17 protein-coding genes are annotated in these 15612 nt (G+C 47.2%); 9 read left to right on the plus strand and 8 right to left on the minus strand.

Annotation, left to right across the window (positions count from 1 at the left end; genetic code table 11):
- Nucleotides 1-31 precede the first annotated feature (31 nt).
- From glnE to ACWA50_RS06905, 8 genes are all read right to left on the minus strand, one after another.
- Nucleotides 32-2947, minus strand: a complete 2916-nt coding sequence (glnE, locus tag ACWA50_RS06870) for a bifunctional [glutamate--ammonia ligase]-adenylyl-L-tyrosine phosphorylase/[glutamate--ammonia-ligase] adenylyltransferase (protein WP_431051022.1) — start codon at nucleotides 2945-2947, stop codon at nucleotides 32-34.
- Between the two features lie 67 nt (nucleotides 2948-3014).
- Nucleotides 3015-3290 (minus strand): hypothetical protein, encoded by a 276-nt coding sequence (locus ACWA50_RS06875; protein ID WP_431051024.1) that lies wholly within the window; start codon nucleotides 3288-3290, stop codon nucleotides 3015-3017.
- Between the two features lie 116 nt (nucleotides 3291-3406).
- Nucleotides 3407-3610, minus strand: coding sequence for a glycine zipper 2TM domain-containing protein (locus ACWA50_RS06880; RefSeq protein WP_431051026.1), 204 nt, complete (start codon nucleotides 3608-3610; stop codon nucleotides 3407-3409).
- 170 nt (nucleotides 3611-3780) lie between these two features.
- Entirely contained in the window at nucleotides 3781-4968 is a 1188-nt protein-coding gene (tyrS, locus tag ACWA50_RS06885; protein WP_431051028.1) for a tyrosine--tRNA ligase, read from the minus strand.
- Nucleotides 4969-5176: 208 nt separating this feature from the next.
- Nucleotides 5177-6514, minus strand: coding sequence for a Fic family protein (locus tag ACWA50_RS06890; RefSeq protein ID WP_431051030.1), 1338 nt, complete (start codon nucleotides 6512-6514; stop codon nucleotides 5177-5179).
- Nucleotides 6515-6802: 288 nt separating this feature from the next.
- A complete protein-coding gene (sfsA, locus tag ACWA50_RS06895; protein ID WP_431051032.1) occupies nucleotides 6803-7534 on the minus strand; it encodes a DNA/RNA nuclease SfsA in 732 nt (243 codons plus the stop codon).
- An 80-nt stretch (nucleotides 7535-7614) separates the two neighbouring features.
- The gene (locus ACWA50_RS06900) at nucleotides 7615-8241 is read right to left on the minus strand and encodes a tetratricopeptide repeat protein (RefSeq protein WP_431051033.1); all 627 of its coding nucleotides are present in this window, start codon (nucleotides 8239-8241) and stop codon (nucleotides 7615-7617) included.
- Between the two features lie 14 nt (nucleotides 8242-8255).
- The gene (locus ACWA50_RS06905) at nucleotides 8256-8651 is read right to left on the minus strand and encodes a hypothetical protein (protein ID WP_431051035.1); all 396 of its coding nucleotides are present in this window, start codon (nucleotides 8649-8651) and stop codon (nucleotides 8256-8258) included.
- Nucleotides 8652-9030: 379 nt separating this feature from the next.
- Between ACWA50_RS06905 and pntA the strand changes: the two genes are divergently transcribed.
- From pntA to pheA, 9 genes are all read left to right on the plus strand, one after another.
- A complete protein-coding gene (gene pntA, locus ACWA50_RS06910; protein ID WP_431051037.1) occupies nucleotides 9031-10563 on the plus strand; it encodes a Re/Si-specific NAD(P)(+) transhydrogenase subunit alpha in 1533 nt (510 codons plus the stop codon).
- Between the two features lie 10 nt (nucleotides 10564-10573).
- A complete protein-coding gene (gene pntB, locus ACWA50_RS06915) occupies nucleotides 10574-11947 on the plus strand; it encodes a Re/Si-specific NAD(P)(+) transhydrogenase subunit beta (protein ID WP_431051039.1) in 1374 nt (457 codons plus the stop codon).
- 132 nt (nucleotides 11948-12079) lie between these two features.
- Entirely contained in the window at nucleotides 12080-12334 is a 255-nt protein-coding gene (locus tag ACWA50_RS06920; protein WP_431051041.1) for a type II toxin-antitoxin system Phd/YefM family antitoxin, read from the plus strand.
- Entirely contained in the window at nucleotides 12324-12605 is a 282-nt protein-coding gene (locus ACWA50_RS06925; protein ID WP_431051043.1) for a type II toxin-antitoxin system RelE family toxin, read from the plus strand. Before ACWA50_RS06920 ends, ACWA50_RS06925 begins: the two co-directional genes overlap by 11 nt.
- Before the next feature lie 9 nt (nucleotides 12606-12614).
- Nucleotides 12615-13235 (plus strand): dephospho-CoA kinase, encoded by a 621-nt coding sequence (gene coaE, locus ACWA50_RS06930; RefSeq protein WP_431051044.1) that lies wholly within the window; start codon nucleotides 12615-12617, stop codon nucleotides 13233-13235.
- Nucleotides 13225-13440, plus strand: a complete 216-nt coding sequence (yacG, locus tag ACWA50_RS06935) for a DNA gyrase inhibitor YacG (protein WP_431051046.1) — start codon at nucleotides 13225-13227, stop codon at nucleotides 13438-13440. The genes coaE and yacG overlap by 11 nt, the downstream gene beginning before the upstream one ends.
- A gap of 14 nt (nucleotides 13441-13454) precedes the next feature.
- Nucleotides 13455-13724 carry a GNAT family N-acetyltransferase gene (locus ACWA50_RS06940; protein ID WP_431051048.1) on the plus strand — a complete coding sequence of 90 codons (270 nt, stop codon included), beginning with the start codon at nucleotides 13455-13457 and terminating at the stop codon, nucleotides 13722-13724.
- 255 nt (nucleotides 13725-13979) lie between these two features.
- Nucleotides 13980-14300 carry a ribosome-associated translation inhibitor RaiA gene (gene raiA / locus ACWA50_RS06945; protein WP_431051049.1) on the plus strand — a complete coding sequence of 107 codons (321 nt, stop codon included), beginning with the start codon at nucleotides 13980-13982 and terminating at the stop codon, nucleotides 14298-14300.
- 110 nt (nucleotides 14301-14410) lie between these two features.
- Nucleotides 14411-15577 carry a prephenate dehydratase gene (gene pheA / locus ACWA50_RS06950; protein ID WP_431051051.1) on the plus strand — a complete coding sequence of 389 codons (1167 nt, stop codon included), beginning with the start codon at nucleotides 14411-14413 and terminating at the stop codon, nucleotides 15575-15577.
- Nucleotides 15578-15612: the final 35 nt, after the last annotated feature.

Genomic DNA, 15612 nt, shown 5'->3' on the forward strand with positions numbered 1-15612 from the left:
AAAAGTGCGGTCAGTTTATTGGGGTTATGGTTTAGTTGGCAAACAGCATTTGCCACATTTCTCTGACAAACGCCCTTTCTACACTAAATTGCGCCTCGCTGACAATCGATTTTTTACCGATCAGGTTTAAATGGTGAATTTCATTGCGTAAATCGACATAACAGCGCTTTAATTGTTTGGTTTGTACCGCACTTAACACGCCCGCCTCCGCCATGCTGTCGAAAATGCGCACGTTATCCGACCAACGGCTCAACTCAGGGTGAGTCGGGGTGTGCGCCAGCACCAAATATTGTGCGATAAACTCAATATCGGTGATCCCGCCCGGATCGGTTTTAATATTAAATAAGCCGTTTTGGGTTTGGGCGAGGTGCCGATACATTTTTTCACGCATTTCACGCACCTCTGTTTTCAGCAGCGTAAGATCGCGCGGGGTGGCAAGCACATCGGCACGAATCTGCTCGAATTGCCGGCGAAGTGCGGTTTCGCCGTAAATCGCACGGGCACGCACCAACGCTTGTCGTTCCCAGGTCCACGCCTCTTGTTGCTGATATTGTTCGAATGCGGCGATACTGCTGACCAGCAAACCGGCAGCCCCCGACGGACGCAGGCGCATATCCACTTCGTACAACACGCCGGCACGGGTATTGATACTGAAAATGCTGATGATTTTTTGCGCCAGTCGCAGATAAAACTGGCTACCGTCGATACTACGCTTGCCGCCGACGGTTTGGCTGTTCGGCGGCGCGTCGTATAAAAACACCAAATCCAAATCGGAATTATAGCCCAGCTCAATTCCGCCCAGTTTGCCGTAGGCAATCACTAAAAAGTTTTTCTGTCCGTCCCGCAAATGCTGTGGCGTGCCGAACCGTTGTACGGTCTGTTGCCATGCCAGATTGACCACGGCGCTGATAATCGCTTCCGCCAGATAAGTGAGATGATCGCTGACTTTCATCACCGGCAGCACCTCTAAAATATCGGCGGCGGCGGTGCGCAGCAGGGTGGCTTGTTTGAATTGGCGCAGGGCGTCGATTTGTTGTTCCTCGTCCTCTTGCGGAATGCGCAGCAGGTACTCCTTCAGCGTGTTGCGATAGTCGCTGAACGGCGGCGGATTAAACAGGGTTTTGTGATCTAACAATTCATCAAGCAAAATCGGATAATTGGCGACCTGTTCGGCGATCATCGGCGACGCGGCACTGAGGCGGATTAGCATTGCCAACGCCGACGGGTGTTCCAACAGCAATTCCAAATAGGTGGTGCGGGTGACGATTTTGTTGAGGATATTCAAAATTTTCGGCAAGACGCTTTCAACCTGCGCATGGGCGAACAGTTTATCCAGCAGGCGCGGCATTAGTTTGTTCAGCACCTCGCGCCCGCGTTGCCCGATATGACGGCGTTGCGTGTCGCGGTAAAATTGCGCCAGCGTTTGCTGCAAGCTTTGTTGTAACGCGTGGCTGAATGAATAGCTTTGCAAGTTATTGCTGAGATAATCCGCATTGTCGCCGAAATGCAAAAAATCGTTCCAAATCGAGTCGTTGTTTTGTTCTTCCTGACTTTCGTTTTCATCGCCGATCAACTGCTTGAACACATGGCGCACACTGTGTTGCTGCTGTTGCAACACGCGATAAAAACCGTTCCAATCTTCAATCGGGTAATTAAGCTGTTGCGTTTCGCCTTGTGCATTCAACACGGTAAATTGGCGGCAGGCGATCACTAACCGCACTTTATCCCGTTCGTTTTGCGGTAACAGTTGGGTTTGCTGATCGTTGATCGCCTGTAGCACGTTTTCCACCCGGCGCAAAAACAGATAGGCGGTGCGCAAGGCTTGTTCTTCTTGTGCTTCAAGCAAATTCAGTTCGACCAAGTGCGGTAGGATTTTGAGTAAGGAACGATGTTGCAAATCCGGTTCGCGCCCGCCGCGAATCAGTTGGAACACTTGTACGATAAACTCCACTTCGCGAATGCCGCCTGCGCCCAATTTGATGTTGTCCAGCAAGCCACGGCGACGGATTTCGCGCTCGATCATCGCTTTCATGTCGCGCAACGATTGGATCACGCTGAAATCAATGTAACGGCGGTAAATAAACGGCTTCAGCATGGTTTTCAGTTGTTGGTGATAGGGATTGCTGTCGTCCTCGCCCATCAGACGCGCTTTAATCATCGCATAGCGCTCCCAATCGCGTCCCTGTTCCTGATAGTAATCCTCCATCGCGGCAAAGCTCAACGCCAACGCCCCGGCATCGCCAAACGGGCGCAGGCGCATATCGGTGCGATAGACAAAGCCGTCGATGGTGTGTTGATCCAAGGCTTTGATAATCCGTTGCGCCAAGCGGATAAAAAACTGCGAATTATCGACACTGCGCCGCGCGCCGACGGTTTCGCCTTTTTCGGGGTAGGTGAAAATCAGATCAATATCGGAGGAAAAATTCAGCTCGAACCCGCCCAGTTTGCCCATGCCCAAAATCAGTAATGGCTGCGGCTGACCGCACTTGTTCATCGGCGTGCCCAATTCCTGACAGATTTTCGGATAGAGCCAATCGCGCGTCGCCACAATCAGACTTTCCGCCAACTGCGAAAGTGCGGTAAAGTTCTGCTCCACCGTCATCAAATTCAAACTTTGACAAAAACTCAACGCCGCCATTTCCCGATTGCGAAAGCGGCGCAACAGCGCATAAAGCTGTTCTTCGGTTTCGACGCGGGCTAATTCCGCTTGCAAACGTGCGGGATAATCCGCACAACTTTGCAACGACGGCGGCTGCTGCGCCCATTGCGCGACTAAGTGCGGTTGTTTGTGCAACACATCGCTCATAAAATCCGAAAGGGAAAGTGCGGTTTGAAGCTGTTGCGCAAATTCGCTTTTGTCTAACAAAGCCACATCGGCAGCTTGCAACAAAGCCTGGAATTTTTCAGTAGGATAAGACGGCTCGAGCGCCATTTTTTGTGACGACATAGAAATCCTAAAAAGACAATAAAAGTATGGTCAATTTAGCATATGGCGTAAAGAAATGGGGAGAAAATTATTGCGCTTTCAGTAGCGCCACCAATTCCGCTTCGGTTTTACAGCTTTTCACCATGTCCACTTCTTCCGGGCTGAGGTGCATGAGTACGATGTATTCGCCGTTTTTATCAATACCGGTGATAAATTCGCCGTCTTGCGAGCCTTTTCCACCGTATTCGATACGCTCGCAGAAGGTGAGCATGGCTTGCTCGAGGCGTTGGGCGGCTAAAGTGCGGTCGGCGATGTATTGCTCGGCTTCGCTTGCAGGAATCATATAAGCGTCAACTTTGACCATCGGTTGGTATTTTTCTATTTTTTCATTATTAACTCCGATTAAAAGAAAAGTAAGGTTGGTGGTTATTAACGTGGGTTTAGAGGCGTTTAAGGCGGGCTTAAACCCGCCTGTCAGTCTTAGTCGATTTGGCTGCCGATAACGCCGCCTAACGCCGCACCACCTAAAGTTGCGCCGGTGCTGTTACCAATGACATTCCCCGCAACGCCACCGACAGCTGCGCCAATTGCAGTATTTTTTTGCCTGGTCGTCATATTAGAGCAACCTGCCGCAAATAACAAGACTAGGGCTAAGATAGAAGATTTAAATGCAATTTTTTTCATATAGACTCCTAATTTATGGAATAAATCGTGATCAGGATAGCAAAATAAGCGTAAGTTTAGCGTATTTTAATATAAAAATATATTTTTGAAATAGAGTTGAAACTTCAAATGAAAGGAAAAGGGCAGCCGTCAGGTGTTCGAGGCTGCCGTTTAATGAATATCGGAGATGATTAACGCACGGTCACGCGGGCAAATTTGCGCTTACCGACTTGGTAAACCGCACTTGAGGCACTGATCACCAATTTAGCGTCTTCCACTTTTTCACCGTCGATTTTCACACCGCCTTGTTGCACCATGCGATTGGCTTCGGAGGTGGAGGCGACTAAGCCGGCTTCTTTTAATAAGTTTGCCAAACCGATTTCGCCTTGGAATTCAAATTCCGGCATTTCGTCCGGCATTGCGCCTTTTTGGAAACGGTTGATAAAGGTTTGTTCCGCCGCGTCAGCGTCGGCTTCGCTGTGGAAACGGGCGATAATCTCTTTTGCTAATAAGACTTTTAGATCGCGCGGATTTTTGCCGTTGGCGACGTCTTGTTTGAATTGGGCGATTTCGCTGAGCGGGCGGAAAGAGAGCAGATCATACCAGCGCCACATTAACTCATCGGAGATCGACATCACTTTGCCGAACATCTCGTCCGGCGCTTCGCTGATACCGATGTAGTTGCCGAGGGATTTCGACATTTTTTTCTCACCGTCTAAGCCTTCCAATAATGGTAAGGTGATTGCGACTTGTGGTTTTTGTCCGGCGGATTTTTGTAATTCGCGCCCGACAAGCAGGTTGAATTTTTGGTCTGTGCCGCCCAATTCCACGTCCGCTTGTAACGCCACCGAATCGTGCCCTTGCAGCAACGGATAGATAAATTCATGAATCGCAATCGGTTGGTTGTTGGTGAAACGTTTTTTGAAATCATCACGTTCTAACATCCGCGCCACGGTATAATTCGAGGCAAGGCGGATCATGCCTTCCGTGCCCAATTGCCCTAACCAATCGGAATTGAACACGATTTTGGTTTTTTGCGGATCAAGAATTTTGAAAATTTGCTGTTTGTAGGTTTCCGCATTGGCAAGCACGTCTTCGCGCGTTAATGGCGGGCGGGTGGTGTTTTTGCCGGACGGATCGCCGACCATACCGGTGAAATCACCGATCAAGAAATAGACTTCGTGCCCTAGCTGTTGGAATTGGCGTAATTTATTTAACACCACGGTATGTCCCAAGTGAATATCCGGCGCAGTCGGATCAGCCCCCAACTTAATGCGTAACGGACGATTTTCTTTCAGTTTTTCAATTAAATCCGCTTCGGAAAGCACTTCTTCGACACCGCGTTTCAGCTCGGCGAGCACAGTATTTAACTCAGTCATAATGTTCTCAAATGTGATTGGCTATTGATAAAGAATAAACGGATTATTATAAGCATAAAAATGCAAATAGAAAGGGTTAATCCTGAGAAATTGGCAAAAGCCAAGACTTGAATTTTGTCGTTGTGGATTTATACGGCGAGAAAGGGGCGAACCTGTTAAAGCTTGTTTCTTTGGCAGTGGTGTCAGATGATATAAGACCGCTGGGTTATCAGCGGTTTTTGTCTTTTAACCGTTCAAGCAAATCATTCGGAGATATATAGCCGATCGTCTGTCCTGCTTTTAAACTGCCGAATAATTTTAGGTTGAGTAAGGTATTTAAATCTTTTCTTGCGGTATTTTCTGATATTCCATACTCGTTACTAATTTCTTTGGCAGTGAAAATATGTCCGGTTTCTTTTACGGCTTTTTGTAGTATTTGTATTTGTCTATGGTTTAGCGTTTCTTTCTCAGTATAGCGTGAAATAATTGCGCTGAACTCTTTGAAGCTGCTTTGTTTATCATTGACGTATTTTTCTAAATCATTGATAGCGCGCTTGATGATTTCCGCTTGGTAATACAGAAAATAGGTCATATCTAATTCGTCGGTTTCAGTGTAGATATACGCTTTGGCATAAGATTTCGCTGCATTTTTAAGCAACCTACTAATGGAAATATACTCAAATAGCCAATAGCCATTTTTTAACATAAACCAATAAAACAATGCTCTTGCTGTTCTGCCGTTGCCATCGCCGAAAGGGTGTATATAACCGATCAAAAAATGTAAAATAATCGCTTTGATAACAGGGTGAATGAATAACGTATTTTCGCCATTATGACTAGCGTTTGCGAATTCACAAAAATTATTCATTAATGCGATCAGTTCGTTATGTGGCGGTGGCTGATGTATGATGTTGCCATCATAATCGGCAATATAAACTTCATCATCGCTTCTGAATTCGCCGGGAATTGCATTATTTTCTATGGCATTCTCTGTCGCTATACGGTGCAATTTTAAAATCATGCTGACGGATAATGGTTCATATTTTAAGTTTATTGCTTCTTGCATTAAATAATAATTATTCAAAATCATCATTTCATCTTTGTTTTTGGGTGTTCTTTCCGTTTCTAGCATCTCTTTCGCCACTTTTCTGGTGGTTACTGCACCTTCAAGTTGAGCCGAAGTGATTGCCTCTTCCATAATCAATGACTTTAATAAAAAATGATTTTGTTCGGATTTACTCAAGCCGGTTAAATTGTTTGTCCTGACGCTTCCGCCACTATTTTTATCAATGTAATGCAACAGTGATTGCAAGGAATTTGGGACGCAAAAAGAAAAGGTAAGGTTACCGATAGGGATAACACTCATCAGGGAATTGCGGCTCATTTTTGTTGCAAGCCAACCTAGTTCGCTATTTTTCGGATAAATTCGCTTGAATTTATCCCAATGCAGATACCGCCCTTTTTCATCGGTGGCGTTAAATTTTGGCAATGCGAGCCAATCTTCTATATTGATACTTCTGAAAAACGGCATTAACTCAATCAATGGCTTCGGTTTGGATATTCTCATATTGACTAACTCATTTTTTTAAAATTGAGTTAGTTAAACACTTTTTATAAAATTTGTCTAGGATTCGGGCAGGTTAAATTTCAGGCAAAAACTTCTTGTGGGTAAATCGGCATAGGGGCATAAAATGTTGGCGTGTTGTTGATTGGTCCATCAAATTTTAAGCAAAAAAAAAGCCTCTTGTGGGGAGAGGCATAAAATGTTGGAGTGATTATCTAGATTTATTCATGTTATCTAGTGATTTAAATGATAATGGTTATCATTAATTTGTGAAAGCAATATTACATTGTTTTACATATCAATGATCGGAATACGCTGTGTCAGTTCAAGTGCGGTCGGCACGCCATTTTCTTGATGAAACGTGCAAGCGTAGCTCAGCACCTCGACACCGCACTTTTGTGCTTGGCGCAGCAGCGCGGCATATTTCGGGTCAATCTGCTCGGCGGCACGGAACGATTGAATCGCGCTGTGCAGGGCGGCGAAAAAAATCACCGCACTTTGCCCCTGTTGTTGCACTTGGATTAATTCGCGCAAATGCTTTTGTCCCCGTTCGGTTTTGGCATCGGGGAACATGCCGACCGCACTTTCGACCAGCGTGGTTGATTTCACCTCGACATAACAATCGGCAAGTGCGGTTTGCGGCTCGTTTGTTTGTAATAAAAAATCAATCCGGCTGTTTTCTTCACCGTATTTCACTTCCGGTTTAATCCGTTGGTATTGCGCTAACTCCGCAATTTTTCCTTGCTGTAACGCTTCATGTACCAACTGATTGGCGCGCGCGGTATTGACGCACACCAACTCACCGTTGGCTTTTTCAGTCAGCTCCCATGAGTGGCGATATTTGCGTTTCAGGTTATCAGAGGTGGAATACCACACCGTGTCGCCCGCCTCGCCGCAACCGGTCATCGCGCCGGTGTTGGCGCAGTGAATGGTGATAACTTCACCGTTCGGCAACTCGATATCGGCGAGAAAGCGTTTATAACGGCGGATTAAGGTGGCGGATTGTAACGGCGGTAGTTGCATAATGATGTTTATCTTAATATTGGATAATAAAAAGTATAGGATAACAAAAAGTGCGGTTAACCGCACTTTGATGATGTTGACTACCAGCCTAATTCGGCGAGTTTTTTAGCGGCATTCGGAATGCCGGCTTTTTGAGCTGCCAGCAATAACCGTTTGGCTTCTGCCAAATTTTGTTTAACGCCGTGGCTGTTTAAATAGCAGAGCGCCAAATAATAGCTGCCGCGTGCATCGCCACGATCAACCGCGCGCTTAAAATAATCTGCCGCTTTGACATAGTCGCGATCAACACCGTCACCATAGTAATACAACAAACCCAACGAGGTGAGCGGCGGCGCGATATGTCCCTGTGCTGCCGATTTTTCAAACCATTTGCGGGCTGAAGAATAGTCATAAATATTCAGGTAATTCAGCCCTAAATTAAATTGCGCGACATCGTGTCCTTGCGCGGCGGCGCGTTTATTCCATTTAATCGCTTCAACAGGGTTGTTGTAGGCTTCTTGATAAAGATAACCCAACAGGTTTTCCGCTTCGCGATCGCCTTGTTCGGCATAAGGTTTAGCCAGATTGAGGGCTTGATCATATTGCCCTTTTTCGACCAGATTCATCGCTTGCGCCAGTAATTTTTCCGGCATAATCGGTTGTTGTGCCAACGCGATCGCAGACGTAAATAATAAACCGAAGATGAATAACGAGATTGTTTTAAGCATAATCTGATCGCCCACTATTTCTTAATCACAATCAGATCACGGAAATATTGTTGGTAGTTGGTATTCGGGGTGTAGCCGACTTCGAGATAATCGGTAATTACGCCGTCTTTATTGGTGGTGAAATAGCTTTCACCGCAGTTATAAATCGGCTGTCTACCGACTTCGACGCCCCAATAGTTGGTTGACACCATATCGCGCCCGGAATAAGGGCAAGCGCGGTAGAGAAAATATTTATTGCCGAACATACCGGTTTCAACGTCTGCCCAGTTGTTAATCCGATCACGCACCACCGAAATATGCTGTCCTTTCAGTTGTTTCAAGTCGGGGTTCCAACCGCCGTTGTTAAACAATGGGGTACAGGCGCTCAACAAAACCGCAGAGCCGAGCAGTGGAAGTAGCATTTTTTTCATAACAACGCCCTTTGCTTAGTGTTCGAGTGGAAGAAGATATATCGGTTTGATTGTAAAGAATATCTCAATAATAGTCATTTTAAAGACATTAATCAAGGATTCGAGGCGGGATTTTGCCGCATAAACCGCCGTTGATGTCATGCGCAATTCGATTTGTTGATCGGGTTAAATCAGTAAGCGATTCAATGTGATTTTTTATAAAAAAACTTTCCATTTTTCGCGCCAGTAGTGATAAAGTTAAACCGATTTGATTTTTGCCGCTCGGCAAGTGCGGTCGCGGCAATGATTGTGGCAAAGATTGGAGTCAGTCTGCGCTTTTGGGATTGGGCAGTTGCATGCCCAAACTTTTTTAACCAGCCAATTAAGGAAGTTAACGATTATGCGAATTGGTGTACCTAGAGAACTGCTTGACAATGAAAGTCGGGTAGCGGCAACACCGAAAACCGTACAGCAGATTTTAAAGCTGGGGTTTGAGGTTGTTGTGGAACATAATGCCGGTTTTAAAGCCAGCTTTGAAGATGAGGCATTTACCGAAGCCGGCGCCACCGTCGGCACGGCAAGTGACGTTTGGAATGCCGATATTATTTTCAAAGTCAATGCGCCAACCGATGATGAAATTGCACAGATTAAACCGGGGGCGACGTTAGTCAGCTTTATCTGGCCTGCGCAAAACCCGGAATTAGTCGAAAAACTGTCAGCGAAAAAAATCAATGTGTTGGGCATGGAATCCGTCCCGCGTATCTCGCGCGCGCAAGCATTAGACGCGTTAAGCTCCATGGCGAATATCGCCGGGTATCGTGCGGTGGTGGAAGCGGCGCACGAATTCGGCAGCTTCTTCACCGGACAAATCACCGCCGCAGGCAAAGTGCCGCCGGCGAAAGTGTTGGTGATCGGCGCCGGGGTTGCCGGTTTGGCGGCAATCGGCGCGGCAAACAGCTTGGGCGCAATCGTGCGCGCGTTCGACTCCCGTCCGGAAGTGAAAGAGCAAGTACAAAGCATGGGCGCGTCATTCCTTGAAATCGACTTCAAAGAAGAAGGCGGCAGCGGCGACGGTTACGCCAAAGTGATGTCCGACGAATTCAACCGTCGTGCGTTGGCGCTGTATGCCGAGCAAGCGAAAGAGGTGGATATTATCATCACCACCGCACTTATCCCGGGCAAACCTGCACCGCGTTTGATTACCAAAGAAATGGTTGAATCAATGAAACCGGGCAGCGTGATCGTCGATTTGGCGGCGGCGACCGGCGGCAACTGCGAACTAACCAAAGCCGGCGAAGTGGTCACCACCGACAACCAAGTGAAAATTATCGGTTACACCGACTTGCCGAGCCGTTTGCCGACCCAATCGTCGCAATTGTACGGTACAAACCTAGTCAATTTACTGAAACTGTTGTGCAAAGAGAAAGACGGCAACATCAATATCGACTTTGACGATGTGATTTTGCGCGGCGTGACCATTGTACGCGACGGCGAAGTGACATGGCCTGCCCCGCCGATTCAAGTCTCAGCACAGCCGCAACAAAAAGCCACCGCGGCACCGGTGGCGAAAAAAGAAGAAAAACCGGTCAATCCGGCCGTGAAATACGGCGTGATGGCAGGGGCGGCAATCGCCTTCTTGTGGTTGGCTTCGGTTGCGCCGGCGGCGTTCCTGTCGCACTTCACGGTGTTCGTGTTGGCGTGTGTGGTCGGCTATTATGTGGTGTGGAATGTCAGCCATGCGTTGCATACGCCACTGATGGCGGTCACCAATGCGATTTCCGGGATTATTATTGTCGGCGCATTATTGCAAATCGGGCACGGCAACGGCGTGGTGACATTCCTGTCGTTTATTGCGGTGCTGGTTGCCAGTATCAATATTTTTGGCGGCTTCAAAGTCACACAGCGTATGCTAGCCATGTTCAGAAAAGGTTAAGGAGAGAAGAATGTCAGCAGGTTTTGTACAAGCCGCTTATATTGTAGCTGCGCTACTGTTTATTATGAGTTTGGCAGGCCTTTCTAAACATGAAACGGCAAAAGCAGGTTGTTGGTACGGCATCGTCGGTATGGCGATTGCGTTGGTGGCAACCATTTTCGGACCGGAAACCCAAGGGCATTGGTGGATCATCATTGCGATGGTCATCGGTGCGGTGTTGGGCATCCAACGCGCGTTGAAAGTCGAAATGACCGAAATGCCGGAATTAGTGGCGATTTTGCACAGCTTCGTTGGTTTGGCGGCGGTCTTGGTCGGCTTCAACAGCTATTTCGCCCCGCACGGCGTGATGGATTCTGTCATGCAGAATATCCACGATGTCGAAGTCTTTTTAGGGATCTTTATCGGTGCGGTGACCTTCACCGGTTCGATTGTGGCGTTCGGTAAATTGCGCGGAATCATCAACTCGAAAGCCCTTACCTTGCCACACCGTCATAAATTGAATCTGGCTGCGGTGGTGGTATCGGTGTTGTTGATGATCACCTTTGTCGGTGACGCCAGCTTATTCCCGTTAATTCTGATGACGATTATCGCATTAGCGTTCGGTTGGCATTTGGTGGCTTCCATCGGCGGCGCGGATATGCCGGTGGTGGTTTCCATGCTGAACTCCTATTCCGGTTGGGCGGCAGCGGCGGCAGGTTTCATGTTGAATAATGACCTGTTAATCGTTACCGGCGCGTTGGTCGGTTCTTCCGGTGCGATTCTGTCTTACATTATGTGTAAAGCGATGAACCGCTCTTTTATCAGCGTGATCGCCGGTGGTTTTGGTAACGATGTGCAAGTGAGCTCAGACGAAGAGCAAGGCGAACACCGCGAAACCAACGCCGAAGAAGTGGCGGAAATGCTGAAAAACGCCAGCTCGGTCATCATCACGCCGGGATACGGCATGGCGGTGGCGCAAGCGCAATATCCGGTGGCGGAAATCACGCAAAAATTACGTGATAAAGGCGTGAACGTGCGTTTCGGTATCCACCCGGTTGCCGGGCGTTTGCCGGGTCATATGAACGTATTATTAGCCGAAGCGAAAGTGCCGTATGACGTGGTGTTGGAAATGGACGAAATCAATGAAGATTTCCCGGAAACCGATGTCGTGTTGGTGATCGGTGCCAACGACACCGTCAATCCGGCGGCGTTAGACGATCCTAACAGCCCGATTGCCGGCATGCCGGTTCTGGAAGTATGGAAAGCGCAAAACGTGATCGTCTTCAAACGTTCCATGGCAGTGGGCTATGCCGGCGTGCAAAACCCATTGTTCTTCAAAGACAACACCCAAATGTTGTTCGGCGATGCCAAAGAACGCGTGGACGATATTTTGAAAGCGTTGTAGTTCCTATTTTGGATTGAAATCGAACCTGCTGTCATTGACAGCAGGTTTTTTTATATCAAAAGTGCGGTTTAAAGTATTTTTAAAAGATTTTTATTGGTGCTATATTGGTGTTGAAATAACGAGGAGGAAAAGATGGCGGTACATCAAATTTTAACCAATACTGTTGCCAGTATTACCGATCTCAAAAAAAATCCGATGGGAACGGTGGCGGCGAGTGATAGCGGTGCGATTGCGATTTTAAACCGCAACGAACCGGCATTTTATTGCGTAACGCCTGCATTATTTGAATATTTTCAAGAGATGCTGGAAGATAAGAAACTAAACCGAATTGCCGATGAACGTTTGCGCACATTAGATGCCGTGAAGGTTTCGCTTGATGAGCTATGAATTAACCTTTGATAAACGTGCGTTAAAAGAGTGGCGTAAACTGGGTGAGGCGGTGAAAGCGCAATTCAAAAAGAAACTGGCGGAGAGACTTATCGCACCGCATATTATGAGCGATAAGTTATCTGGTTATTCAGCACGTTACAAAATTAAATTGCGCACTTCAGGTTATCGTTTGGTGTATGAAGTGAATGATAATACGATTACGGTGCTGGTCTTGTCGATTGGTAAACGTGAAGGCGCAGAAGTGTATAAAATAGCAGAGAAACGTTAGGAATAGCAAATGACCTATATCATAGGCTTAACCGGCGGCATTGGCAGCGGTAAAAGCACGGTTGCCAATCTGTTTGCCGAGTTGGGCGTGCCGATTATCGATGCCGATGTGGTGGCGCGCGAGGTGGTGGAGAAAGGTTCACCGCACTTGGCGCAGATCGCGGCGTATTTTGGCGGGCAGGTGATAACCGCGCAAGGCGAGCTGGATCGTGCCGCGTTGCGCCGGATTGTGTTTAATGACAAACAGAAAACCGAGTGGTTAAATGCGTTGTTACACCCCGCCATTCGCGAGCGAATGTTGGCGCAGTTGGCGGAGCAGACCGCACTTTATGTGTTGTGGGTTGTGCCGTTGTTGATTGAAAACCACCTGACCGCGTATTGCAATCGGGTGCTGGTGATTGATGTCAGCGCAGAGACCCAACTGCAACGAGCGGTTGCGCGCGATAACAGCAATCGCACCCAGATTGAAAAGATTATGCAGGCGCAAGTCAGCCGCGCACAACGCTTGGCGCACGCCGATGATGTGATTAACAATGACCGCACCTTGCCCGAAGCCGAAGCGGATTTGCGCCGCCAAGTACAGGAATTACATCAGTTATATTTAACATTAGGAACAGAACATGAAAAATGAGATCACCAGCGTCCCTTGCCCGATTTGCTATAAATCGGTGGAATGGAGTGAAAACAGCCCGTTTCGTCCGTTTTGCAGCAAACGTTGCCAATTAATTGATCTGGGCGAATGGGCGAACGAAGAAAAAGCCATTGCCTCGGACACCGCCGATTTTGCCCTCGACAGCAGCATTAGCGGCGAGGCGCAGGATTGGGTTAAACATTAAAAAGGAGAAATAAGATGGAGATTCGACACCAACAACAGGGCGGACAAGGCGCATTCGTGATTGAGCGCGACGGCGTGCGGATTGCCGAATTGGCATACCGCACTGTAGCTGAAAATACGCTTGAGGCTTATCACACCCACGTTGATCCTTCGCTGCGCGGACAAGGCGTGGCGGATAAACTGTATCGGGCGTTTATTGAATTTGTCGATCAACAGGGGTATCAGGTTAAAGCGAGTTGCAGTTATATCGAAAGCAAAATGCGACGCGAAAAAAGAGTAAAATAGCGGAAAAAACAATAAAAATCAGTGGTTATTCGGCGGGATAAAATATTTTATCCCGATTATCATAACAACTTTAATACAAAATAAAAGCGAAATTATGCGATTTTTTGCCCCATGCCTGTTTTTTAATAAATTGTGTTATGAAACAACGAAAAAGGCTTGAAATCTGCGTACAGTAGGACTACTTTATCATTAAAGCGAAATGGATTTTTCTTGAGTGTTCGCACTCGCAACCTACCTAAAAAAGAGGTAAATACTATGGCAGTAAAAATTACAAGCAAACAAATGGAAATTACCCCTGCAATTCGTTCTCACATTGAGGAGCGCGTCGCCAAATTGGATAAATGGCAAACCCAACTGATTAATCCGCATTTTATTTTAAACAAGCTGCCGCAAGGCTTTTCGGCTGAAGCCTCAATCGGCACGCCGCTTGGTGATCTGTTCGCCAGTGCCGAAGGCGAAGATATGTATAAAACCATCAATGAGCTGGAAGAAAAACTGGAACGTCAGCTGAACAAATTACAGCACAAAGGCGAAGCGCGCCGTGCCAACGAAAGATTAAAAGATTCGTTTGAATAAGTTGGTATCACACAATCCTTTCCAACCCGACGTGATGTCGGGTTTTTTTATCTTGAGAATAATCGGTTTACTACATAAAATGATAAAAAAATTAAGGAATCGAAACCGTTATGCCGAAAGATCTGACCGAAATTCGCCGACAAATCACCCAACTTGATCGCAACTTATTGAAATTGTTATCAGAACGTCACCGTTTAGCCTATGATGTGGTGCGCAGCAAAGAAGAAAGCAAAAAGCCGCTGCGTGATGTCAATCGTGAGCAGCAACTGTTGCAAGAGCTGATTCAGTTTGCCGAGGCGCAAAATTATCAATTAGAACCGCAATATATCACCCAAATTTTTCAAAAAATCATCGAAGATTCGGTGCTGACGCAACAGGCTTACCTGCAAAATAAACTGAACCGGCAACGGGAAAATAGTATCAGCATTGCGTTTTTAGGCGTGCGTGGTTCGTATTCCAATTTAGCCGCGCGCCAATATGCCGAACGCTATCAAAAACAGTTGCTTGAATTGAGCAGCGACAGTTTTCAGCAAATTTTCGATAAAGTGGAGAACGGCGAGGCGGATTACGGCATTCTGCCGTTGGAAAACACTACGTCGGGCGCGATTAACGATGTCTATGATTTGTTGCAAAACACCCAATTATCGATCGTCGGCGAGCTGACTTACCCGATTAAACATTGCGTGCTGGTGGCAAGCGATACCGCACTTGAGCAGATCGACACCTTGTATAGCCACCCGCAAGTGATTGCGCAATGTAGCCGGTTTATCCAACAGCTGGAACGGGTGCACATTAACTATTGCGAAAGCAGCTCACACGCCATGCAGTTGGTGTCGCAACTGAATAAAGCGAATATCGCCGCATTGGGCAATGCCGACGGCGGCAAGTTGTACGGTCTGCGCGTGCTGAAAACCGACATTGCCAACCAACCGAACAACATCACCCGTTTTATCGTGATCGCCAAACAAGCGATTGCGGTGTCGCCGCAATTGCAAACCAAAACCCTGCTGTTGATGAGCACCGAACAAAAAGCCGGTGCGTTGGTTGATGCGTTATTGGTGTTTAAAAATCACGGCATTCAAATGAGCAAACTGGAATCGCGTCCGATCTACGGTCGCCCGTGGGAAGAGATGTTCTATCTGGAAATCGAAGCCAATATCCACGATCCGCAAACCCAAACCGCACTTGAGGAACTGAAACAGGTCAGCACCTACCTTAAAATTCTCGGCTGTTATCCAAGCGAAATTGTGCAGCCGGTTGCCCCTGCGGAAGCATAATTTGCCTGAAAGTGCGGTTGAGAATTTTTCAACCG

This window comes from Testudinibacter sp. P17/SS/0325 (assembly GCF_053570765.1).